General features: G+C 68.2%; 23 protein-coding genes. 8 read left to right on the forward strand and 15 right to left on the reverse strand.

Annotation, left to right across the window (positions count from 1 at the left end; all coding sequences use genetic code 11):
- A complete protein-coding gene (locus IAE56_RS08375) occupies positions 1-732 on the reverse strand; it encodes a type III pantothenate kinase (protein WP_200752205.1) in 732 nt (243 codons plus the stop codon).
- Positions 729-1,694, reverse strand: coding sequence for a bifunctional biotin--[acetyl-CoA-carboxylase] ligase/biotin operon repressor BirA (gene birA / locus IAE56_RS08380; protein ID WP_200752206.1), 966 nt, complete (start codon positions 1,692-1,694; stop codon positions 729-731). The genes IAE56_RS08375 and birA overlap by 4 nt, the downstream gene beginning before the upstream one ends.
- 142 nt (positions 1,695-1,836) lie before the next feature.
- Here birA and IAE56_RS08385 point away from each other — a divergent pair, with 142 nt between their 5' ends.
- Complete coding sequence (locus IAE56_RS08385) at positions 1,837-2,130, forward strand: hypothetical protein (protein WP_200752207.1); 294 nt, start codon at positions 1,837-1,839, stop codon at positions 2,128-2,130.
- Positions 2,097-2,885, forward strand: a complete 789-nt coding sequence (locus tag IAE56_RS08390) for a M90 family metallopeptidase (RefSeq protein ID WP_200752208.1) — start codon at positions 2,097-2,099, stop codon at positions 2,883-2,885. Before IAE56_RS08385 ends, IAE56_RS08390 begins: the two co-directional genes overlap by 34 nt.
- A 104-nt stretch (positions 2,886-2,989) precedes the next feature.
- Here IAE56_RS08390 and IAE56_RS08395 read toward each other — a convergent pair whose 3' ends face one another.
- The 4 genes from IAE56_RS08395 to dusA all read right to left on the reverse strand — a co-directional run bounded on the left by IAE56_RS08395 (position 2,990) and on the right by dusA (position 6,820).
- Entirely contained in the window at positions 2,990-4,414 is a 1,425-nt protein-coding gene (locus tag IAE56_RS08395) for a sensor histidine kinase (RefSeq protein ID WP_079224893.1), read from the reverse strand.
- Between the two features lie 22 nt (positions 4,415-4,436).
- Positions 4,437-5,120 (reverse strand): response regulator transcription factor, encoded by a 684-nt coding sequence (locus IAE56_RS08400; RefSeq protein ID WP_079224892.1) that lies wholly within the window; start codon positions 5,118-5,120, stop codon positions 4,437-4,439.
- A 71-nt stretch (positions 5,121-5,191) separates the two neighbouring features.
- A complete protein-coding gene (locus IAE56_RS08405; protein WP_164073701.1) occupies positions 5,192-5,575 on the reverse strand; it encodes a hypothetical protein in 384 nt (127 codons plus the stop codon).
- A gap of 213 nt (positions 5,576-5,788) precedes the next feature.
- Positions 5,789-6,820, reverse strand: coding sequence for a tRNA dihydrouridine(20/20a) synthase DusA (gene dusA / locus IAE56_RS08410; protein ID WP_200752209.1), 1,032 nt, complete (start codon positions 6,818-6,820; stop codon positions 5,789-5,791).
- 122 nt (positions 6,821-6,942) lie between these two features.
- Between dusA and IAE56_RS08415 the strand changes: the two genes are divergently transcribed.
- Together IAE56_RS08415 and IAE56_RS08420 are read left to right on the forward strand one after the other, a co-directional pair.
- Positions 6,943-7,233, forward strand: coding sequence for a type II toxin-antitoxin system RelE/ParE family toxin (locus IAE56_RS08415; RefSeq protein WP_200752210.1), 291 nt, complete (start codon positions 6,943-6,945; stop codon positions 7,231-7,233).
- A 36-nt stretch (positions 7,234-7,269) separates the two neighbouring features.
- Positions 7,270-7,578: an addiction module antidote protein gene (locus IAE56_RS08420; protein ID WP_108767378.1), complete on the forward strand. Its 309-nt coding sequence runs from the start codon at positions 7,270-7,272 to the stop codon at positions 7,576-7,578.
- 80 nt (positions 7,579-7,658) lie between these two features.
- On the opposite strand, the gene IAE56_RS08425 is transcribed toward IAE56_RS08420, so the two are convergent.
- Positions 7,659-8,060, reverse strand: coding sequence for a lysozyme inhibitor LprI family protein (locus IAE56_RS08425; protein WP_200752211.1), 402 nt, complete (start codon positions 8,058-8,060; stop codon positions 7,659-7,661).
- Positions 8,061-8,193: 133 nt separating this feature from the next.
- Positions 8,194-9,648: a SulP family inorganic anion transporter gene (locus IAE56_RS08430; RefSeq protein WP_200752212.1), complete on the reverse strand. Its 1,455-nt coding sequence runs from the start codon at positions 9,646-9,648 to the stop codon at positions 8,194-8,196.
- Positions 9,649-9,856: 208 nt separating this feature from the next.
- Here IAE56_RS08430 and IAE56_RS08435 point away from each other — a divergent pair, with 208 nt between their 5' ends.
- Both IAE56_RS08435 and IAE56_RS08440 read left to right on the forward strand, forming a co-directional pair.
- Complete coding sequence (locus IAE56_RS08435; protein ID WP_200752213.1) at positions 9,857-10,837, forward strand: cation transporter; 981 nt, start codon at positions 9,857-9,859, stop codon at positions 10,835-10,837.
- A 109-nt stretch (positions 10,838-10,946) separates the two neighbouring features.
- On the forward strand, positions 10,947-11,372 hold the full coding sequence (locus tag IAE56_RS08440) for an organic hydroperoxide resistance protein (protein WP_079224881.1): 426 nt from the start codon (positions 10,947-10,949) through the stop codon (positions 11,370-11,372).
- A gap of 148 nt (positions 11,373-11,520) precedes the next feature.
- On the opposite strand, the gene mmsB is transcribed toward IAE56_RS08440, so the two are convergent.
- From mmsB to IAE56_RS08465, 5 genes are read right to left on the reverse strand one after another with little or no spacing between them, the layout of a single operon-like run.
- Positions 11,521-12,411, reverse strand: coding sequence for a 3-hydroxyisobutyrate dehydrogenase (gene mmsB, locus IAE56_RS08445; protein WP_108767373.1), 891 nt, complete (start codon positions 12,409-12,411; stop codon positions 11,521-11,523).
- Positions 12,408-13,583 (reverse strand): enoyl-CoA hydratase/isomerase family protein, encoded by a 1,176-nt coding sequence (locus tag IAE56_RS08450; RefSeq protein ID WP_200752214.1) that lies wholly within the window; start codon positions 13,581-13,583, stop codon positions 12,408-12,410. The genes mmsB and IAE56_RS08450 overlap by 4 nt, the downstream gene beginning before the upstream one ends.
- Complete coding sequence (locus tag IAE56_RS08455) at positions 13,580-14,377, reverse strand: enoyl-CoA hydratase (RefSeq protein WP_200752215.1); 798 nt, start codon at positions 14,375-14,377, stop codon at positions 13,580-13,582. The genes IAE56_RS08450 and IAE56_RS08455 overlap by 4 nt, the downstream gene beginning before the upstream one ends.
- Positions 14,374-15,540, reverse strand: coding sequence for an acyl-CoA dehydrogenase family protein (locus IAE56_RS08460; RefSeq protein WP_108767370.1), 1,167 nt, complete (start codon positions 15,538-15,540; stop codon positions 14,374-14,376). Before IAE56_RS08460 ends, IAE56_RS08455 begins: the two co-directional genes overlap by 4 nt.
- A gap of 14 nt (positions 15,541-15,554) precedes the next feature.
- A complete protein-coding gene (locus IAE56_RS08465) occupies positions 15,555-17,060 on the reverse strand; it encodes a CoA-acylating methylmalonate-semialdehyde dehydrogenase (RefSeq protein ID WP_200752216.1) in 1,506 nt (501 codons plus the stop codon).
- A gap of 114 nt (positions 17,061-17,174) precedes the next feature.
- Here IAE56_RS08465 and IAE56_RS08470 point away from each other — a divergent pair, with 114 nt between their 5' ends.
- Positions 17,175-18,542 (forward strand): short-chain fatty acyl-CoA regulator family protein, encoded by a 1,368-nt coding sequence (locus IAE56_RS08470; protein ID WP_200752217.1) that lies wholly within the window; start codon positions 17,175-17,177, stop codon positions 18,540-18,542.
- 461 nt (positions 18,543-19,003) lie between these two features.
- Here IAE56_RS08470 and IAE56_RS08475 read toward each other — a convergent pair whose 3' ends face one another.
- A complete protein-coding gene (locus tag IAE56_RS08475; RefSeq protein ID WP_200752218.1) occupies positions 19,004-19,441 on the reverse strand; it encodes a hypothetical protein in 438 nt (145 codons plus the stop codon).
- Positions 19,442-19,485: 44 nt separating this feature from the next.
- Positions 19,486-21,360: a patatin-like phospholipase family protein gene (locus IAE56_RS08480; RefSeq protein WP_325167181.1), complete on the reverse strand. Its 1,875-nt coding sequence runs from the start codon at positions 21,358-21,360 to the stop codon at positions 19,486-19,488.
- Positions 21,361-21,522: 162 nt separating this feature from the next.
- Here IAE56_RS08480 and IAE56_RS08485 point away from each other — a divergent pair, with 162 nt between their 5' ends.
- On the forward strand, positions 21,523-22,929 hold the full coding sequence (locus tag IAE56_RS08485; protein WP_200752219.1) for an FAD-binding oxidoreductase: 1,407 nt from the start codon (positions 21,523-21,525) through the stop codon (positions 22,927-22,929).
- Positions 22,930-23,051 lie beyond the last annotated feature (122 nt).

Below are 23,051 nucleotides of genomic sequence, written 5' to 3' on the forward strand. Positions count from 1 at the left end.
CTAGCCTGCGGGCTGGTGCACCGCCCAGCGGGCGAGGCCGTCCAGCACCAGCGACGGGTGGTAATCGGCGCCGTCCAGTAGCGGCATCAGCGCCGGTGCGCCGCCGCCGTGTACCAGCAGCGAGGGTGCCACGCCCAGCAGCGCTTGCGCCTGGCGCGCACTGCGTTCGACCAGGGCCACGGCAGCGCCATCACAGCCGGAGGCCAGCGCGTCGGCGGTGTCGTTGGCGAATTCGCTGTAGTCGCCGCCACTGGCCGGCAGCTGCACCGCACGCGCATGCAGCGCTTCGCGCATGGTGGTGGGCGAGGCAGAAATGCGGCCACCGTGATGCTGGCCGTCGGCGTCCAGCAGATCGATGGTCAGCGCGGTACCCACGCCCACCACCAGCACCGGGCGCCGCGCGGTAGCCGCGGCCAGCAGTGCAAGGAAACGATCGACGCCGAATTTTTCCGGCTTGGCATAGGCAATGCGCACGCCTGCGCATTCGGCACTGGTGCGCACCACGCGTACATCGCCGAAGCGGGCCTGCAGCTGCTGCAGCATGGCGGTGGTCAGCGACGGGGCGGCCACGCTGGCCACGAAGGCGGTGCCGCCGGTGGGCAGGCTGTGCGGCGGCTGCGCGGCCATGCCTTCGGCGCCATGCGCCCAGGCCTGTACATCACCGGCACGGTCACCCTGCAACGGCGCGAACTTGAAGCGCGAATTGCCGAGGTCGAACAACCAATCGCTCATGCCTTCCTCACGCTCACTTCGCCGGCATGCAGCAGGCGCTCGTGGCCATCGATGCGTACGCGCAGGGCGCCGTCATCGGCCAGACCCAGGGCGGTGCCGTGCTGCCACTGGCCTTCCAGCTCGACGCGCACCTCGCGGCCGGCCAGCATGTCGAAGGCGGCATAGCGCGGCAGGAACGGGGCCAGGCCCTCGCGGTCGAACACGTCCAGCGCCGGCAGCAGGCGCGCCAGCACGGCGGCCACCACCACGTTGCGGTCCACGTGGCTGCCGGCCAGGGTGTCCAGGTCGACCCAGGGCTGGGTGATCTGCTCGGCGAAGGCCGGCGGCATGTGCACGTTGATGCCGATGCCGATGACCGCGCGCGCCGGGCCGGCGTATTCGCCGCCGCCCTCGGCCAGCAGGCCGACCAGCTTGCGGCCGTCCACCAGCACGTCGTTGGGCCACTTCAGCTGCGCCTGGGTGTAGCCGAGGTCGTGCAGCGCCTCAGCCACGGCGACGCCGGCCACCAGGCTGAGGCCGGCCAGGCGGCCCAGGCCACCGGAGAACAGGCGCAGTACTGACAGGTAAACGTGGGCGGCCAGCGGCGAGGCCCAGCTGCGGCCACGACGGCCACGGCCGCCGGTCTGGCGCTCGGCCAGCAGGACGCAAACGCCGCGCTCCGGCGCGCTGCACCGCAACAATTCGGCATTGGTGGAATCCACCGTCCAGGGCACCTGCAGGTCATGCAGCAGGGCCACGGCGTCGTCGGGCAGGTGCGCGCGGATGGCCGCCGGGTCCAGCAGCTCCAGAGGCCGGCTCAGTCCGTAGCCCTCGCCTGCACGGCCTTCGATGTCCACACCGGCAGCTCTAAGTCCTTGAATACGCTTCCAAATGGCCGCCCGGGTCTGGCCCAGCTCACGGGCCAGGGCGTCGCCGGACAGGCGACCGGCAGCGAGTTTGGCCAGCAATTGGCGATCGTCCACGGCAGCTTCCACAAGGTCAGACAGGAATTATGCGGGAAAGCCGCCAGCGGCGCCCGCGGGGTGCCGGCGGCGGGGCTTCCAATCCGGGGCCGGGTTCGGGCTAGAATCGGGAACTCACCCTCCCTTAACCTGGATGTCGTCAATGCGCCACTATGCCCATTGCCTGATCCTGCTGGCGATGCCCTTCGCGGCCTCGGCAACAGCATCGCTGGACGACAGCCGTGGGGCCTGTGTGTACTCCACCCCGGATGCCGCTTCGCAGCGTGCTTCGACCGCCACCGCTTCGGCCACCGCGGCCAAGCCGGCGCCGGTGCGCCCAGCGGCGAGCAGCGCGAGCAGCGCGACCAGCAGCGGTGGCGGCGGCAGCGATGACGATGTGCTGCAGCGCATCCGCGCGCCGAAGTGGCACAGCTACCTGCCGGGTATGTTCCGCTGATCAAGTCGTTGCTGCAGTGGCTGCGGCCTGCGCCGCGGCCGATCGAAGATGCAGTGTGGAATGAAGCCTGCGGCCGCGCCGCCTGGCTGCGGGGCCTGGACGATGCGCGCCGCGCGCGCCTGCGCGTGCTGGCCACCCGCTTCCTGCATGAGAAGACCATCACCCCGATTGGCGACCTGCAGCTGCAGGTGGCCGACGGCGTGCTGCTGGCCGCGCTGTGCTGCCTGCCGCTGCTGGAATTCGGCGAGGTCGGGCTGGAAGGCTGGTCGCAGCTGATCGTCTACCCCGATGCCTTCCGCGTGCATCGCAGCCACATGGATACGGCCGGCGTGCTGCACGAGTGGGATGACGAACTGATTGGCGAGTCGTGGGACAGCGGGCCATTGATCCTGTCGTGGGCCGACGTGCAGGCCGACCTGGCCGAACCGCACGAGGGCTACTGCGTGGCCGTGCACGAGATGGTGCACAAGCTGGATGCATTGGATGGCGCGATGGACGGCACGCCGCCGTTGCCGCGTGCGTGGCAGCGCGATTGGGCGGCCGCCTTCCAGCAGTCCTACGATGCGTTCTGCGCGCAGGTGGATGCTGGCGAGGAAACGCTGATCGACCCGTATGCGGCCGAGGCACCGGAAGAGTTCTTCGCGGTGGCCAGCGAGTACCACTTCTCCGCGCCGGATGTGCTGGCGCAGGCGCTGCCGGAGGTGGCCGCGCACCTGCGGCGGTTCTATGGTGAGCCGCCGGCGTTCGACGCTTGATTCACCCGTACGCCGGGCATGGCCCGGCGCTACCTGCGGGGCACGTCGAGCGGTAGCGCCGGGCCGTGCCCGGCGGATCGAAGGGCAGTCGAGCAAGCTCGACTCTACGGCCCCGGCGGCAGGCGCACTTCGAAGCGGGCGCCACCCAGTTCGCTGGAGCGGGCGACCAGCAGTTCGCCGCGGTAATCCTTGATCAGGTCCTGCACGATCGACAGGCCGATGCCGTGGCCCTGCACGCGTTCGTCGCCGCGCACGCCACGCTGCAGCACCTTGCCAATGTCTTCCGGGGCGATGCCCGGGCCATCGTCGTCCACCGCCAGCAGCAGGCCGGCGCGTCGCGCGTTCGGTGCCGGCAGCGGCTGCGCGGTCAGTAGTACGCGGCGCTTGGCCCACTTGAAGGCGTTCTCCAGCAGGTTGCCCAGCAGTTCCTGCAGGTCGCCCGGTTCGCCGTGGAAACGCGCGGCCGGGTCGATGTCGAATTCGCAGAGCACACCCTTCGACGCGTAGACCTTCTCCAGGCCACGCACGATTTCCTCGGCGTTGGATTCCACCGGCAGCGGCGCGGAGAACAGCTTGTGGCCCGACGAGGCGGCGCGCGCCAGCTGGTAGGACACCAGGTTGTTCATGCGCTGCAGCTGCACGTCCAGTTCCTCGCGCAGGGCGCCATCGCCGGCACCGCTGTCCATCTGCGTGCGCAGCACGGCGATCGGCGTCTTCAGGCTGTGCGCGAGGTCGGCCAGGGTGTTGCGCTGGCGCTCGAGGTTTTCGCGCTCGCTCTCGATGAAGGCGTTGATGCTGTCGGTCAACGGCTCCAGCTCGCGCGGGTGGCGTTCGCTCATGCGCTCGGTTTCGCCGCGCTGCACCTTGGTCAGCTCGGTGATGACCCGGCGCAACGGGCGCAGGCTCCACTGCAGGATGACCGTCTGCAGCAGCAGCAGGATCAGGCCGATGCCGCCCAGGTAGAACCAGACCCGGCTGCGGAACACGCGCAGCTGCGCGCCCAGCGCGCGCGAGTCTTCCATCACGTAGATGGTGTACGGGAATTCGGTGGCGGGGTCGGCGTCGGCATCCCACACCAGGCCCAGGCCGTAGCGGTACACCGAGCCCTGGCTGCCGTCGATCTGGATCATCGGCAGCGGGCCTTCGAACACTTCCTGGCGCGGGGCCAGCAGGCCGCCGCCCACGGTGGGCAGCATCGGGCCTTCGGCGGACATCGAATTGCCCTTGCCGTCCGGCATCACCACCTGCAGGTACAGGCCACTGCCCGGCACGTCGAAGCGCGGATCCGGCGGCTGCTCGCGGATGTACAGCGAGCGGTCGCGGGTGAAGTCGATGCCGGCCGCATAGGCCGTGGCGTAGTTCTTCAGGCGCTCACGCAGGTTCGCCTTCGCCGTGTCGGCGAAGGCGGCATCGAGCGCGTAACCGGCCAAGGCCAGGAACGCGACCAGGCCCACGGACGCGGCGAACAGCTGGCGCGCCTGCAGTGAGCGCGGCCGCCAGCGTCGGAAGAACCACAGACGGCCGGACATCGTTTATCGCCTTGTGGAAGGCTCAGCCCTCGTTGCGCGGGATCGCGAAACGGTAGCCGCGGCCACGCACGGTCTCGATCGGCTTCAGTTCGCCGTCCGGGTCCAGCTTCTTGCGCAGGCGGCCGATGAAGACTTCCAGCACGTTCGAGTCGCGGTCGAAATCCTGCTGGTAGATGTGCTCGGTGAGGTCGGCCTTGGAGACCAGTTCACCGGCATGCATCATCAGGTATTCCAGCACCTTGTACTCGTAGCTGGTCAGGTCGACATTGCTGCCGGTGACGCTGACCGTCTGTGCTGCCAGGTCCAGGGCAACCGGACCGCATTCCAGGGTCGGCTTGCTCCAGCCGGCGGCGCGGCGCAGCAGCGCGTTGACGCGGGCCAGCAGCTCTTCCACATGGAACGGCTTGACCAGGTAATCGTCGGCGCCCTGCTTGAGGCCCTCGACCTTGTCCTGCCAGCTCGAACGCGCGGTCAGGATCAGCACCGGGAACTTCTTGCCCTCGTCGCGCAGGGCCTTGATCAGCTCCATGCCCGACATCTTGGGCAGGCCCAGGTCGATGATGCCGACGTCGAACGGTACTTCGCGGCCCATATAGAGGCCTTCCTCGCCGTCCTGTGCGGCATCGACGGCAAAACCTTCGCGCTTGAGCCGGGCTGCCAGGGTCTCACGCAGCGGGGCTTCGTCTTCGACCAGAAGGATACGCATGAACTCTCCCTAGTGTCCTGGGTGTGGCCCGGAGGCCTGTGGGTACGGTGTATTACGGCAACTATCCCTGTTCAGGGGTTATCGCCGCGTAGTGATGACATATCCGACCGCGGCGTGCGCGGCTGTGAACGTGCCGGGGCGGGGTCGTCCATGTAGCGGACCCGGCCCCGGTCATCCATGTACTTGACCCGGTTGATGTCCCGGCCATCGAACGGCACGCGCTCGGCGCCGAGGATGTGGCCACCGGTGGAGCGCTGCACCCGGCGCACGGCATCGGACAGCGAACGGTCGTCGCCACGGCCACCACGATCCATCATTTCCGCGCGCATGGCCGCCCGCGGCTCGCCGCCACCACCGCGCGGTGGCTGCTGGGCCATCGCTGCAGAAAGGGGGGCAGCCGCCAGGACCACGCAGGTGGCCAGGGCAATGCGGCGGTGGAAGGGAGCGGAAGACATCGATGCGATCCTAGCCGAGCACGGCGATTCGTTCAAAAGTCGTAAATCCGGAGCGCCGGATACGGGACCCAGCCTTTACATTTCCTTTGCAAATGATTGGTTTGGCGCGGTGAATCCGATCTGAACTTTTCCGGGTGCTCTCCGGCGTCGTTCATCTAAGTGAACATTCGGGACGAATCCACGGGCCTTGTCAAGTCAGGAATGTGACTGAAATCACGCTGCGGCGCGATCGGCCTCGCGCTCGGTGACCGCCAGCGCCTGCTCGATCAGCGCCCAGTCGGCGCCGGGGCGGTGGGCGCCCTCGCTCAGCACCTGGCGGAACGCGCGGCCGCCCGGCTGGCCGTGGAACAGGCCCAGCAGGTGGCGGGTGATGTGCTTCAGGGCCAGGCCCTCGCCCAGGCGGGCCTCGATGTAGGGGTGCATCGCGCGCAGCAGTTCGCGACGCGGGCGCAGCGCGGCGCCGGTGTGCAGCGCCTCCAGCTGATGCAGCAGGTAGGGGTCGTGGTACGCGGCGCGGCCGAGCATGACGCCATCGACATGCGCGGCCTGGGCCTGCACGGCCTCCACCGTGGCCAGGCCACCGTTGATGACCACCGGCAGCGCCGGGCGTTCCTGCTTGAGGCGGTAGGCCCAGTCGTACTTCAGCGGCGGAACTTCGCGGTTCTCCTTCGGCGACAGGCCCTTCAGCCAGGCGTTGCGCGCGTGGACCACGACCATGGCGGCACCGGCGGCGACCTGGCGGTCGACGAAGCCGGCGAACACGTCGTACTCGTTGTCCTCGTCCACGCCCAGGCGGCACTTCACCGTCACCGGGATGTCCACCGCCGCGACCATCGCCGCCACGCACTCGGCCACCAGCGCCGGTTCGCGCATCAGGCAGGCACCGAAACGCCCGGCCTGCACGCGGTCGGACGGGCAGCCGCAGTTGAGGTTGACCTCGTCGTAGCCCCAGTCGGCGGCGATGCGCGCGGCCTGCGCCAGCAGGGCCGGATCGCTGCCGCCCAGCTGCAGGGCCAGCGGCTGTTCGCTGCCGTCGAAGCCGAGCAGGCGCTCGCGGTCACCGTGGATGACGGCGTTGGCGTGCACCATCTCGGTGTACAGCCGGGCACCCGGCGCCAGCACGCGGTGGAACACGCGGCAGTGGCGGTCCGTCCAATCCATCATGGGGGCAACGGACAGACGCAGGGAATCGGCGTAACGGGCGGTGGCGGACGTCATCGGGGTGTTGATCGTGGAGACTGGCATTGCCAGTGAGATCAATAGTTTACACCGGGCGGCTGAATGGCGAGGAGCGGATTGGGGGGCGCGCGGCTGCCGTTGACGCATCTGCCAATTGAACGATGTATCCTTCTGGATACGATCACCCGATGGCATCCCTGCACGCGACGACGGCGTTTACGCGATGGCTTGAGAAACTCGCCGATGTGCGGGCGCGAGCCATCATTGTCGAGCGCTTGCAGCGCGTGGCGCGGGGCCTGGAGGGGGACATCCGATCCATCGGCAACGGCGTGAGCGAATTGCGGATCGGGTATGGCCCCGGGTACCGCGTCTACTTCACCCGTCGAGAAGGGACGATCGTCGTGCTTCTGATAGGCGGCGACAAATCCACGCAGCCTCGCGACATCCGGCGAGCCATCGCCATGGCCAGCAGGGTGTAGCGCGCTGCTTTCCGCTCCACGTGTTCAGGACCCGCCATGAGCAAGCTCAAGACACTCCCTTTCGATCCCGCTGACTTCCTGCAGGACGATGTTGCGATTGCAGCCTATCTGACCGAAGCCCTCGCGGCTGGCGATGCCGGCCATTTCCAGGATGCGCTTGGGACGGTCGCACGGGCACGCGGCATGGCCGGCATCGCGGAGACATCCGGCCTGGGCCGCGAGAGCCTGTACAAGGCGCTGCGACCGGACGCGCACCCACGATTCGACACGGTGCAGCGTGTGCTGCTGGCCATGGGCGTGCACCTGACGGTACAGGCTGACGCGCAACCCGCTTTACCGGATTGAATGCTTGCGGCGGACGCGGGGGGGGGGGGGGCGGGGGGGGCCCCCCCCCCCCCCCCGCGCGGCCCGCCCGGCGGCGGCCACTACCCTACCAGGCGCAGGTAGGCTTCCAGCTGGTCGGCGCGCACGCGCAGACGCTCGGCGTCGTTGCGCGCCTGCTGCAGGTTGTCCACCGGCTGGCTGTCATACAGTGCAGCTTCCAGCGCACCCTCGCTTTCGCGCCACTGCAGCCAGGACCGTTGCGCGGCCACAAGGCGGGCCTTGCCAGCGCTGTCCAGGCGGCCCTGCAGCTGCTTGTAGGCCTGGTTCAAGCGACGGTCCTGCCGCTCCGCTTCGCTGCTCAGGCAGGCAGCCTGTTCGATGGCGCCTTGTGCCTTGCCGGTGCAGGCGTCGAAGGTCGGGCTCAGCCCGCTGGCGGCCCCTGCGTGCCCGGCGGTGAAGGCCAGGACCGCCACGGTGGCAAGGCCCAACATCCTGTTCAACATATTCCATCTCCTGGTCGGGAACGCAGCGCCGCTCCGGAAGCGGTACGCGGTTCGTGCGCGATGACGCAGGCCATGCTACGCCAGCCGCCGTGGCAGCTGGCTGACCTGGCTCACAGTGCACCGCACGGCACGACTAGTGCCCGCCGCGCGCGCCGCCCACCTGCTCGATCAGGGTCTGGCTGGCGGCATTGAGGCCCACCACCGTCACCTGCGCACCATGCGCGGCCAGCTTTTCCTGCGCGCGCTCCAGCGCCGCCACTGCGGTCAGGTCCCACAGATGGGCATCGCGCAGGTCGATCTGCACCTTCGGCGCCACGTGCTGGTAATCAAACGCCGCGCCCAGCTGCCCAGCCGAGGCGAAGAACACCTGGCCACGCACGCGGTAGACCTGGGTATCGGCGGCATCTTCGCGCTGCACATCCAGCATGCGGCCGACCTTGCGCGCGAAGAACAGCGCCGACAGCAGCACGCCGCTGAGCACGCCCTTGGCCAGGTCGTGGGTGGCCACGGTGACCACGACGGTCAGCAGCATCACGGCAGACGAGCTTCGCGGATGGGTGCGCAGGTCACGCAGCGAGCGCCAGCTGAAGGTGCCGATGCTGACCATGATCATCACTGCCACCAGCGCTGCCATCGGGATCTGCCGCACCAGGTCGCTGCCGTACACCACCAGCACCAGCAGCAGCGCGCCGGCCACCAGGCAGGACAGGCGGCCGCGGCCACCGGAGGTCACGTTGATGACCGACTGGCCGATCATCGCGCAGCCGGCCATGCCGCCGAGGAAGCCGGTGACCGTGTTGGCCACGCCCTGGCCGACGCACTCGCGGTTGCGCTCGCTGGGGGTCTCGGTGATGTCCTCGACGATCTGCAGGGTCATCATCGATTCGAGCAGGCCGACCACCGCCAGCGTGGCCGACACCGGCAGCAGGATGCGCAGGGTTTCCCAGGTGAGGGGCACGTCGGGGATGAGGAAGTGCGGCAGGCTGTCGGGCAGCTGGCCCATGTCGCCTACGCTGCGCACGTCCACGCCGAAGCCGATGACCACGGCGGTGAGCACGACAATGGCGACCAGCGGCGACGGCACCGCGCGGGTGATGCGCGGCAGCAGGTAGATGATGGCCAGCGCGGCGGCACACAGCACGTAGACGGTGGGGCCGCGGCCGATCAGTTCCGGCATCTGCGCCAGGAAGATGAGGATGGCCAGCGCGTTGACGAAGCCGGTGATGACCGAGCGCGAGACGAAGCGCATCAGCGAGCCGAGCTTGAACACGCCGGCCAGCACCTGCAGCAGGCCGGCCAGGATGCTGGCGGCGAACAGGTACTGCAGGCCGTGGTCCTTGACCAGGTCGACCATCACCAGCGCCATCGCGCCGGTGGCAGCGGAGATCATGCCGGGGCGGCCGCCAGCGATGGCGGTGACCACGGCGATCGAGAACGCGGCGTACAGGCCGACCTTGGGGTCGACGCCGGCGATCAGCGAGAAGGCGATGGCCTCGGGAATCAGGGCCAGGGCGACGACCATGCCGGACAGCAGATCACCACGGATGTTGCCGAGCCATTGCTGGCGCAGGGGGTAGGACGTTTGCATGGGAAAACTCCGCGCGCACGGGGGCTTGGCCACGTGGCGCTGCAGGGGAAAGACACGGGTTCCTGAGCCGGGCGGGCCGGCTGCCGAGGTGCGGCAAGGGTCAGGGTGGCGTGATCACTGCAGGCGGGGGCGGTACGTGGGAAGGGGCGCAGTCTACGGGAACCAGCGCGGCGGGGATAGCGCGGGCGTGGCGGAAACGCAGCCGAGCATGGCCCGGCCCTACAATCGAACCATGGCCAACATCCGCCCGCATTTCTTCGATCCCAGCAGCGAACAGGGCGTGCTGCGCCTGTCCATCGCCTTCTCACTGGCCGTTGCGCTGGCCGGCGTAGTGTTCGGCCTGCTGGCCAATTCCTCGCTGATCATCTTCGACGGCATCTACGGCCTGATCGACGTGGTGATGACCTGGCTGTCGCTGCTGGTGGCACGCCTGATCGCGCTGTCCACGCAGACCGATGCGCTGCAGTCGCGGCTCAACCAGCGTTTCACCATGGGCTTCTGGCACCTGGAACCGATCGTGCTGGGGGTGAGCGGCCTGCTGATGATCGGCGCGGCGCTGTACGCGCTGGTCAATGCGGTGGATGCGCTGATGTCGGGCGGGCGCCACATCGCGCTGGGGCCGGCCATCGTGTTCGGTGTGGTCTCGCTGCTGGCCGAAAGTGCGTTCGGTGCGTTCGTGTGGCGGGCCAACCGCCGCATCGGCTCGGATTTCATCGCCCTGGACGCGAAGAACTGGGTGATCGCCGCCAGCATGTCGGCCTGCTATGTGGTCGCGTTCGTGGGCGGCGTGCTGGTGCAGGGCACGTCGCTGGCCTGGGTCGGGCCCTATATCGATCCGGCCATCCTGGCGGTGGTCTGCCTGTTCGTGATGGTGGCGCCGCTGGGCACGGTGCGTCGCGCGCTGGCCGGGATCCTGCTGGTGACCCCCCCGGAGCTGCAGGCGCACGTGGATGCCGTGGCGCGCGACATCGTGGCCCGGCATGGCTTTGTCGAGCACCGCAGCTACGTGGCCCAGGTCGGCCGTGGCGAGCAGATCGAGTTGTTCTTCGTGGTCCGCGAGGACGACCCGCCGCGGCCGCTGGTGGAGTGGGACCAGCTGCGCGACGAGATCGGCGATGCGCTGGGCGAGGCCTCGCCGGACCGCTGGCTGACGATCATGTTCACCACCGACCGCGAGTGGACCATCTAAGCCGACAGGACGATGCATCAAATTTTCAGGACGAACCATCACCCATCGTCCTGCTGGATCGGGCAAAGTAGACCCATCGAAACACCCACCCACTGACCAGGAGCATCACATGTCCATCGAAAAGGTTCTGTACACCGCCCAGGCCACCTCCACCGGCGGCCGTGAAGGCCGTTCGGTCTCCTCCGACAACGTGCTGGACATCCAGCTGTCGACCCCGCGCGAGCTGGGCGGCGCCGGCGGCCCGGGCACCAACCCGGAACAGCTGTTCGCTGCCGGTTACTCGGCCTGCTTCCTCGGCGCGCTGAAGTTCGTCGCCGGCCAGGCCAAGGTCGCGCTGCCGGCCGACACCACCGTCACCGGCAAGGTCGGCATCGGCCAGATCCCGACCGGTTTCGGCATCGAAGCCGAGCTGACCATCAACGCCCCGGGCGTGCCGCGCGAGCAGCTGGAAGAGCTGGTGCAGAAGGCGCACATCGTCTGCCCGTACTCCAACGCCACCCGCGGCAACATCGACGTGACGCTGATCGTTGCCTGATGTGGTGATGCCGGCCAGCGGCCGGCACTACCCGCGCGCGGGGCAAAAAAATGGGCGGATGCCGGTCGAAACCGGGCATCCGCCCATCCCACCTTCGTTGTCCCGCACGGGGGCATGAGGTTGCCGGCCAGCGGCCGGCACTACCAGGTCACTTCTCGCTCGTGATGAGCTGCACGACGCTGGAAAAATCCAGCTTGCCGCGGCCGGCCTGGTGGTTCATCGAGTACAGGTTGCGGGCCACTTCGCCCAGCGGGATCGAGGCGCCGACATTCATCGCCGCTTCCACCGCCAGGCCCATGTCCTTCAGCATCAGGTCGCTGCCGAAACCGCCGCTGTAGCCGCGCGAGGCCGGGGCGTTTTCCAGCACGCCCGGCCACGGGTTGCACACTTCGGTGGCCCAGCTGCGGCCGGTGCTGACCGCCATCATCTGCGACAGCACCTTCGGATCCAGACCGTGCGCCACGCCCAAGGCGATGGCTTCGCCGGTGACGGCCATGATCACGCCCAGCGCCATGTTGTTGCACAGCTTGGCGACCTGGCCGGCGCCGCTGGCACCGACATGGAAGATGTTCTTGCCCATCGCCTGCAGCACCGGGCGCGCACGTTCCAGCGCGTCCTCTTCGCCGCCGACGATGAAGGTGAGCGTGCCCGCCTGGGCACCGGCGGTACCGCCGGACACCGGTGCGTCGAGCATCTGCAGGCCACGCGCGGCGGCGGCTTCAGAGACCTTGCGGGCGCTGGCCGGAGCGATCGTGCTGCAGTCGATGACCAGCGCACCGGCCGGGATGTCGGCGAGGATGCCGTCATCGCCGAGGTACACGCCTTCGACGTGGCGGCTGGCCGGCAGCATCGAGATCACCACTTCGGCGCCGGCCAGGGTGTCACGCGCCGACGGCGCGGCGCTGGCACCGGCGTCGACGGCGGCCTGGACCGCGGCCGGCACCAGGTCGAACACACGCACGGTGTGTCCGTTCTTGACGAGGTTGGCGGCCATCGGGCCACCCATGTTGCCCAACCCGATGAATGCAATGCGGCTCATGCAAGGCTCCTTTCAGCAAGCGGAGTGCCCAGGTCGGCCAGCGGGTGCGCGGCCTCGGCCCAGGGGGAAACAAAGAAGGTGTCCGCCCACGCGGCGGTGGCCTCGGCCAGGGTGGCCGGGCTCCACTGCGGGTTGCGGTCCTTGTCGATCAGCAGCGCGCGGATGCCTTCGGCGAAATCGCCACGGGCGGCGCAGTGCAGGGCGGTGATGTATTCCAGGCGATAGACGCTGGCCAAGTCCTGGCCGGCGCTGCGGCGCTGCAGCTCGAAGGCCAGCCGCGCCGAACCGGGTGCACCGGCGGCGAGGGTCTTCTGTGCGGCCTGCAGCCAGGCATCGTCGGTCTGCAGACTGCTGATGCGGTCGATGATCGCGGACAGGTCATCGCCTTCGCACAGCGCGTCGACCTGCGCGGCGTTGGCCAGCAGCGGGCCGGTCGCGGCGTCGCTGGCATGCGATTGCAGCAGATGATCCAGGCGTTCGTGATTGTGCGCGGCATCGCCCGACCAAGCCACCTGCAGCAGTGCATCGAACACCGCGCTGCGGCGTTCTTCCGCGACGTGCACGTCGGCCAGGCCGGCGTAGATGGCATCGCCCGGGTTCAGCAGCGCACCGGTCAGGGCCAGGAACAGGCCGCCCTTGCCCGGCACGCGCGGCAGCAGCCAGCTGCCACCCACATCGGGGAACAGGCCGACGGTGATTTCCGGGAAGGCCAGCTTGGAGCGCTCGCTGACCACGCGGTGGCTGGCGCCGGACATCAGGCCGATGCCACCGCCCATCACGATGCCGTGGCCCCAGCACAGGATCGGCTTGGCGTAGGTATGGATGAGGTAATCGACGCGGTACTCGACGTCGAAGAACTCGGCGGCGTAGTCGTTTTCGCGGATGTCGTCGTGGCCGGCGTCGCGGAAGGCGACCATCGCCTTGTACAGGCTGTGCAGGTCGCCACCGGCGCAGAACGCCTTTTCGCCGGCACCCTGCAGCACCACCATCGCGATGCCGTCATCGTCGGCCCAGGCGTTCAACTGCTTCAGCAGCAGATGCGCCATCGGCAGCGAGAAGCCATTGAGCGTGCGCGGCGCGTTGAGCGTGGCGAAGCCGATGCGCGTGCCGTTGCCGGCCACGCGCTCTTCGAACAGCACCGGTGCGTCGTCGGCAACGGTGTCGGTGGTCATGCGTTCTTCCACTGCGCGGCGCGCTTTTCCAGGAAGGCGCTCACGCCCTCGACCTGGTCGGCGGTGTCGAACAGATCGACGAAGGCTTCGCGCTCGGCCACCAGCGCGGCGGCATGGGTGCCGGTGCGGGTGGACTGCACCAGGGTCTTGCAGGCGGCGATGCTGGTCGGGCTCTGCTTGCCGGCCTTCTTCGCCCACTCCAGCGCCAGCGCCTTGGCTTCGCCCTTGCCGACCTTCTCTTCGGCCAGGCCAATGCGCACGGCGGTTTCAGCGTTGATGCGCTCGCCCAGCAGGATCATGCGCTTGGCCCAGCCCTCGCCGACCAGACGCGGCAGGTTCTGGGTGCCACCGGCGCACGGCAGCAGGCCGACGGTGGCCTCCGGCAGCGCCACCTGGGCGTGGTCTTCGATGATGCGCAGGTCGCAGGCCAGCGCGCATTCCAGGCCACCGCCCATGGCGTAGCCGTTGATGGCAGCGATGGACACGCCACGGAAGGCGGACAGCGCTTCGAAGGCTTCACCGAAACGGCGTGCGGCTTCGCGTGCGGCGGCCTTGTCGCCCGAGGCGAACTGGTTGAGATCGGCGCCAGCAGAGAAGAACTTCTCGCCGTCACCGGTGATCACCAGCGCGTAGATCTCGCGGTCTGCGTTGAGCGCGCCCACCAGGTCGCGCAGCGCGGACAGGCTGTGCACGGTCCAGGTGTGCGCCGGCGGGTTGTGCAGGGTGACCACGGCGGTGTGGCCATCGGCCTCGACCTTCAGGCCCACGTGCTCCTGGGTACGCCAATCCTTCATCGCAGTTCCTCTTCGGTGTTGAGCAGGTGGCGGGCAACGATCACCCGCATGATCTCGTTGGTGCCTTCCAGGATCTGGTGCACGCGGCTGTCGCGCAGCAGGCGCTCGATCGGGTATTCGCGGATGTAGCCGTAGCCGCCGTGGATCTGCAGCGCTTCGTTGCAGATCTTGAAGCCGGCATCGGTGGCGAAGCGCTTGGCCATCGCGCACCACACGTTGGCATCGCTGGCACCGGCGTCGAGCTTGCGCGCGGCCGAATGCACCATCTGCCGCGCGGCGACCAGTTCGATGGCCATGTCGGCCAGCTTGAACTGCAGCGCCTGGAAATCGGCCAGCGCCTTGCCGAACTGGCGGCGCTCGCCCATGTAGCGGCGTGCGGCATCCAGCGCGCCCTGCGCGGCACCCAGCGAGCAGGCGGCGATGTTGATGCGGCCGCCGTCCAGCCCCTTCATCGCCAGCTTGAAGCCGCCGCCTTCCTCTCCCAGAAGGTGGCTGACCGGCACGCGGACGTTTTCGAAGGTGATGCCACGGGTGGGCTGGCTGTTCCAGCCCATCTTCTCTTCCTTGCGGCCATAGCTGATGCCCGGCAGGTCAGCCGGCACCGCGATGGCACTGACACCGCCCGCACCGGCACCGCCGGTACGCGCCATCACCACCAGCAGCTCGGTGGCACCGGCGCCGGAGATGAAGGCCTTGGAGCCGTTCAGCACATAGAAGTCACCGTCGCGCACGGCGGTGGTCTTCAGCGAGGCCGCATCGGAACCGGCGCCCGGCTCGGTCAGGCAGTACGAGGCCAGCTTGCTGCCCGAGGACAGATCGGTGCCCCACGCATCGCGCAGTTCGGCCTGGCCCCACTTGGAGACCATCCACGAGGCCATGTTATGGATGCTGACGTAGGCCGCGGTCGACGGATCGACGTTGGCGAGCTCCTCGATGACGACGGCGGCGTCCAGGCGGCTGAGGCCGCTGCCGCCGACTTCCGGGTCCATGTACAGACCACAGAAGCCCAGTTCACCGGCCTTGGCGATCGCCTCGCGCGGAAAGATGCCCTCCGCATCCCATCGCGCGGCGTGCGGCGCCAGTTCGGCCTGTGCGAAGTCACGCGCGGCTTCACGATACGCCTGCTGCGCTTCTTCCTGGTCCGTCGTCATCGAGTGGCTCATGGCTGCTCCTGCCCTTACTTCAGGCTGATGGTGGTGTTGACGCCGTGGCTCAGCGTCTCGTCATCGAACCAACGTGCGGTGACGGTCTTGGTCTGGGTGTAGAACAGCACGACCTGCTTGCCGTACGGGCCCAGGTCGCCCAGCTTGGAGGCGCGCGAACCGGTGAACGAGAACAGCGGCACCGGCACCGGGATCGGCACGTTGATGCCGACCTGGCCGACGTCGATGTCTTCCTGGAATTTGCGCGCGGCGGCGCCCGACTGGGTGAACAGCGCGGTGCCGTTGCCGTTCGGGTTGCTGTTGACCATGGCGATGGCCTCGTCCAGCGTTTCCGCTTCGAGGATGACCAGCACCGGGCCGAACACTTCTTCCTGGTAGATGCGCATGTCGGTGGTGACACCGGCAAAGATGGTCGGGCCGACGAAGTTGCCCTTCTCGAAGCCATCGACCTGCGGGTTGCGGCCGTCGAGCACCAGCTTGGCACCCTGCTCCACGCCCGAGGCGATCAAGCCTTCCACGCGCTCGCGGGCGCTGCAGGAAATGACCGGGCCGACGTCGGTGCCGGAGACGGTGCCGCCGCTGACCTTGAGGGTCTTGGCCTTGGCCACCAGGTCCTGCACCCAGTTGCGCGCTTCGCCGACCAGCACCAGGGTGGAGGCGGCCATGCAGCGCTGGCCGGCCGCACCGAAGGCGGCGCCGACCATCGCGTTGAGGGTCTGTTCCTTGTTGGCGTCCGGCAGCACCACGGCGTGGTTCTTGGCGCCCATCATGCACTGCACGCGCTTGCCGGCCAGCGAGGCGCGGTTGTAGACGTGGGTGCCGACGCGGGTCGAACCGACGAACGACACGGCCTTGATGTCCGGGTGGTCGCAGATCGCGTTGACCACTTCCTCGCCACCGTGGACGACGTTCAGCACGCCCTTCGGAATGCCGGCTTCCAAGGCAAGCTCGACCAGGCGCATGGTCACCATCGGGTCCTGCTCGGACGGCTTGAGGATGAAGGTGTTGCCCGTTGCAATCGCCATCGGGAACATCCACAGCGGGATCATCGCCGGGAAGTTGAACGGGGTGATGCCGGCGCACACGCCCAGCGGCTGCATGATGCTGTAGGTGTCCACGCCGTTGGCCACGTTGTTGGCCAGCTCGCCCAGCTGCAGGTTGCCGATGGCGGCAGCGTGCTCGACCACTTCCAGGCCGCGGAACACATCGCCTTCGGCGTCGGGCAGGGTCTTGCCCTGTTCGGCGGTGAGGATGTGGGCCAGCTCGCTCATGTTCTCGCGGATCAGCTGCTGGTACTTCAGGAAGATGCGCGCACGGGTGCCAATTGGGGTCTTGCGCCAGGTCTTGAAGGCTTCCTTGGCGGCGGCGACGGCGGCATCCACTTCACCGGTGGTGGCGAACGGCACCTGGGCCAGCACGTCCTGGGTGGCCGGATTGATCACGTCCTGCCAGTGGGAGGTGGCCGATTCAATGAACTGGCCATCGATCAGCATGCGGATACGGGGCGCTGCAACAGTCATGACGACAATCCCACTGGCTCGAAAGATGCTTGGCATTATTCACAGCAGCTACCTCGATTTCCGGCCTGAATCCGCTTAATCTGGCCAACACGCCAGACGATTCATGTTAATTCTGTGAATTTCCAGCCTTCACAACGCCAGCTGGGCCTGCGCCTGCTGCGCCTGCGCGAGCAGCGCGGCTACAGCCAGGTGGACCTGGCCCGTGCCCTCGGCCTGTCGGCCAGCTACCTGAACCAGATCGAGCGCAACAAGCGCCCGCTGACGCCGGCCGTGCAGAAGAAGCTGGGCGAGGTGTTGGGCGATGTTTCCGCCTTGTTCGACGACGATGAGCCCGCCGCGCTGCAGGAGGCGCTGGGCGAGACCCTGCGCGACCTGGGCCTGGCGGAGGTGAGTGCCACCGAGCTGCGATCGCTGGCCGGCAACCTGCCGCAGGTCAGCCGCGCCCTGCTGGACCTGCACCGTCGCCACCTGGCCCTGCGCGAGCATGCCGCCGCGCTGGAATTCCAGCTGGGCGAGCCCGCGGCCGGCAGCACCCTGCCTGCCGGCGACCAGGTGCGCGAGTTCTTCAACCGCATGCACAACCACATCCCCGAGCTGGACGAGCTGGCCGAGCGCCTGTTCGCTGAGTGGGGGCTGTCACCGGGCCATGTGGCGCCGCGCCTGCGACAGCTGCTGGCCGACCGCCACGGCGTGCTGGTGGAAGTGGCCGCGCTGCAGGCCAGGCGCGAGAAGCGCCAGTTCGATGCCGGGGCGCGGCGGCTGTGGCTGCCCGATTACCTGGAACCGGGCCAGCAGGCCTTCCAGATGGCGGCCGAGCTGGCCCTGCACGGCTACCTGCCGCAGATCGATGCGGTGATCGCCCGCGCGGGCTTCCACGATGACGCGCGAATCGCGCAGGCGCGCATTGGTCTGTCGAACTACTTCGCCGGTGCGCTGGTGATGCCGTACATGCGTTTCCTGCGTGCGGCCGAGGCCAGCAGCTACGACATCGAGCTGCTGGCGCATCAGTTCGGCGTGGGCTTCGAGGCGGTGTGCCATCGGCTGAGCACGCTGGCGCGGCGCAGTGCGCCGGGGCTGCCGTTCTTCTTCATCCGCGTGGACCGTGCGGGCAATGTATCCAAGCGCCATTCGGCGACTGATTTCCATTTCTCGCAGGTGGGTGGGTCATGCCCGCTGTGGATCGTCTACGAGGCGTTCAACCAGCCGGGGCGGATCCTGACACAGACCGCGCGCATGCCCGATGGGCGACGCCACTTCTGGCTGGCGCGGCAGGTGAGCAGCGGGCCGGTGGGGCATGGGCAGCCGCGCAAGACGTTTGCGGTGGCGCTGGGCTGCGATCTGCAGCATGCGGAACGGTTGGTGTATTCGCTGGGGCTGGATGTGCAGAGCCCGGGGAATTCGGTGTCGATTGGCCCGGGGTGCCGGGTGTGCCCGCGGGAGGACTGCATGCAGCGCGCGTTTGCGCAGTTGCCGGGGAGGTAGGGGGTTTTGCAGGGCTGCGCCCTGCACCTGCGGTAGTGCCGGCCGCTGGCCGGCAACCTCAAAAGCAAAAGCTGGCTATCCGTGGGTTGGCGGGGTGGGTCCGGTTGAGGGGGACGCCGTAAACCCGTCCATGGGGGCTTGGTCGCGGCATCCATGCCGCTCACACCCCCTCAACCGGACCCACCCCGCCTTCGACAGTTTCCCGCGCCTGTTGAAACCTGCTGCTGATGATGCTGATGCTGATGCTGATGCTGATGGTGGGTGCCGACCGTTGGTCGCCACGCTCTGGCCATGCGCGAAATGCATCCACGCGTGGCGTGGCTCTACTGGTGGGTGCCGACCGTTGGTCGGCACGCTCTGGCCGTGCGCGAAATGCATCCACGCGTGGCGTGGCTCTACTGCTCTGGTGGGTGCCGACCGCTGATTTCCGCTCTGGTAGCGCCAACCTTGGTTGGCGCGTTTCAGTCCCAGAACACGGTCAGTACGCGGTGGCCTTCCGAGGGCACGGGGGCGTCGATGTGTTGGCCGTAGGGCCAGCCTTCGCCCACGCCGTCGCATTCCAGGCCCTGCAGCCAGCCTTCCACGGTTGCGGCGTCGGCACGGGTCAGCACGTGCACGTTCTCTGCGGCAGGCCATTCGCTGTCGTCTTCCAGTGCACTGCCCCAGTCCTGGTGCAGGCCGACGTACACGCCTTCCACTTCGGGCTTTTCAGCAATCGCAGCCAGGCGTGCGTACAGCTCGGCAATCGGCGGGCGACCGTAGCCCCACTGGTTCGGTGCGATGCACTCTTCGAAGTCGTTGCCTTCGAAGTACGCGGCCAGCGGTACCACCGGCAGGTGCTCCGGATCACGGGCGTCAAGACGTTCAAGCAGGTCCAGCAGTTGCTGACGGGCGGACATGGGGCGTTCCTTGCAATGGGGGGCCGCGATTGTAGCGATCGCGGTCAGTAGATCGGCGTGACCTTCATCTGCGGCAGCGGACGTGGTGCGCCGTCGGTCAGGTCCGGGCCCAGGTCTTCCCAGGTGCGGCCCTGCTCCACCATCTGCGCCCACAGCTGCTGCGAACCACGACGCTTGTCTTCCGAGCCGAGCTTGTACGAAGGTGGCACGGGCTCGCCGCGGGCGACGATGGAATACGCCGCACGATAAGCCAGCACCTGCTGCGCCGGGTCGTCGGTGCGCGCCACTTCCAGCGTGTAGCGCTGGTAGGCCGAAGCGAGGTTGCGCCAACGGATCCAGTAGTGATTCTCGAACGAGAACGCGCAGAAGCGTGCGCCGGCCAGGCTGCCCTTGTCAGCGATGCGGCTGAGCACCTCCTGCGGCATGTCCAGGTTCATGCCGCCTTCGTCGCCCTGCAGGCTCACATGCACGATGCGGTCGCGGTAGCCCGGTGCACGCGCCTGCAGCAGGTCGCGCCAGTTCTGCATGGTGGCCACCACCGCGAACAGGAAGCGACCCAGCTCGGCCGCGGCCAGCGGCGTGGCGATGGACTGGTAATGCCGCTGCCAGCCGTGGCGGTTCTCGGTAGGCAGCACCACCGCACGCTCCAGCGCCTGCTGGCCGGTGGTGCCGTGGCTGACATCCTCGGCGTGCTGCGGGTAGACCAGGTTGATCGCGAAGGTCGGCCAGCGTGGCATCGCCGCGTCGAACAGGTGGATCGGGAAGTTGCTGCTGATGCCACCATCGGAAAACCAGCAGATGCGGAAGGCGGTGATGACCGGCCCGCAGGACTGGCCGGCACTGGTCAGCCCTTCCATGCTGTCGGCCACGCTGTGTTCTGCATCGGCTGCGGCCGGCGATGGCTCGCAGCGGCGCTCGCGGCGCGCAGGTTCATGCAGCGGCACCGCGCTGATCAGCAGCGGGAAGCTCAGGCTCATGCGGGTGGCCACCAGCACCGGCAACTGCGGGCCCTGCGGCAGGTGGTAGTACTGCCGGCCGTCCACCTCCACCGGCGCACCGGCGTGGTCGACCAGCCACTGCACCACGCTGGCCGGGAACAACTGTTCGAATTCCTCGCGCAGGAACCAGAACTGCGCGCCACCCAGCGGCAGCGTGCGCGGTTCGTTGTGCGATACGCAGGTGGTGATCACCTGCAGGCTGATCGCGTGCGGGCTCTCCGGCTCGCCGGCATAGCGGGGCGCATCGTGAAGATCGGCGAAGGTGAGCGGTGCGTCCAGCGGCTTGCCGGACAGCTGCTGCAGGCTCTGGTGCAGCCATTCGGTCAGCGCCGGCTTGCGCGCATCGCGGCCCAGGCCGCTGCACAGGCCCAGCAGGTTGCGCCGTGCCACCCTCGCCACCCGCAGCGCTGCACCGGCCACACCCGCACCATAGGCGCACAGCAGCGACGGCAGCAGGGTGGCCGCCACACCGCTCCAGCCGCCGCCCCACCAGCCCAGGCCGAGCAGCAGCGCCAGCGACACCAGCACTTCCAGCGGGGCGATCTCGAACACGGCCACCGCCAGGCACAGCAGCTTGCGCGGCCAGCCGTAGCCGCCGGTCAACGCGACCAGCAGCCGGTAGGCCGCCCGCGCACCGCGTGCCGGCTGGAACAGGCTGTAGATGAAGCCGCGCCGCGACAGCTGCGCCGACACCGCCGACAGGCCGCCATAGCCGGCGTCGTCAGCCAGGTGCTCGCCTGCCTGCTGGCGGCGATCGCCATAGGCCGCCGCTGCCGCCACCGCCGCGGCAATGGCGCCGGCCGAGGTCCCACCGATGCTCTTGAACCGATAATCGCGGGCCAGCGCCAGTACCGCATTGGGGTACACGATGCCGCTGGTGATGCCGCCCTTCATGACCAGATCGCAGTACTTGTCTGCCACTACCCTGCCCCCGCTGACTGTGCCTGAGATGCCACCCGACGCTACGGATGCAGTATGACGCGAAGGCTTCTCACAGCCTGAGAACCCGCCCACGGAAGGGCCACTGGCCGCCCCCGCCGTGCCGGGGCACACTGCGCCCAGGACACTCATGCAGGGATTGCCATGACCACCCGTCGCGCGTTCATCGCAGGCTGTGCCGCCGCCACTGCCGCCAGTGCCTGTACCCGGCGCGGCACGCCCGTGGCCAACGACATCAGCCAGCTGGAACCCACCGACGTGGCCGCGGTGCGGGCCGTTGCCGAAACGGCCGACCTGCAGGCCGCCCTGCAGCAGCACCGGGGCACGATCTGCGTGGCCGGCGGCCGCTACAGCATGGGCGGGCAGACCAGTGCGGCCGGCGCCCTGCAGCTGGACCTGACGCCGAGCCACCGCCTGCTGTGGCTGGACGTCGCGCGCAAGGCGGTGCGCGTGCAGGCCGGCATGCGCTGGCGCGCGCTGCAGGAATGGCTGGACCCGCACAACCTGTCGGTGAAGGTGATGCTGAGCTTCAGCAATTTCACCGTGGGCGGTTCGGTGTCGGTGAACTGCCATGGTCGCTACGTCGGCAGCGGCAGCATCGCCTCCACCGTCCGTGCGCTGCAGGTGGTGCTGCGTTCGGGCGAAGTTGTGGAGACCTCGCGCACGCAGCACCCGGAGCTGTTCGCCGCGGTCATCGGTGGCTATGGGCTGATCGGTGTTGTCAGCGAAGTCGAGCTGGACCTGGCCGACAACGAGCGCATGGCGCGGCACATGGAGCGGATGGCATTGGCCGACTATCCGCAGTGGTTCCGCGAAAACGTGGCGTCGCGCAAGGATGCGTTGATGCACAACGCCGACCTCATTCCTCCGCGTTTCGATGCGCCGGTAACCGTGACCTGGCGGCGCAGCACGGCAGCGCTGACTGACACCCGGCGCCTGATACCGGTGGGTGCGAACTATGCCCACGAGCAGAACATGATCTGGGCCGTCACCGAACTGCCTGGCGGCCCGCAGCTGCGCGAGAGCTCGGTGGTGAAGCAGCAGATTGCCGAACCGCGGGTGATCCATCGCAACCTGGAAGCGAGCCTGGACGTGGCATCGCTGGAACCTCGCACGCGCGCGATGTCGACCTACCTGCTGCAGGAATACTTCATCCCCGTGCGCAGCTTCCAGGCCTTCGCCACGCGCATGGCCGCGATCCTGCAGCACCACCGCGTGGATGCATTGAACGTATCGATCCGCCACGCGCCGGCGGATACGACCGCGTTGATGAAGTGGGCGAACGAAGAAGTGTTCTGCTTCGTGCTGTACCACAAGCAGCGACGACACCCGTGGGGCGACACGATGTCCACGCGCTGGACCCGCGCATTGATCGACGCCGCGGTGGACTGTGGCGGCCGCTACTACCTGCCCTACCGCCCGCACGCCACGCGCGACCAGTTCCAGCGCGCGTACCCGCAGTGGAACGCATTCGTTGAACGCAAACGCCAGTACGACCCGCAGATGCAGCTGGTGAACCACCTCTGGCAGCGCTACTTGGCCGCCCCCTAGAAATGGGGTCAGAGCCCGTTGCGATGCAACGGGATCCGACCCCGTGCCGTTCCCACAGATCGCGGAAAACCGTCGAAGGCGGGGTGGGTCCGGTTGAGGGGGTGTGAGCGGCATGGATGCCG

This window comes from Stenotrophomonas sp. S41 (genome assembly GCF_016624625.1).
Taxonomy (GTDB): Bacteria; Pseudomonadota; Gammaproteobacteria; order Xanthomonadales; family Xanthomonadaceae; genus Stenotrophomonas.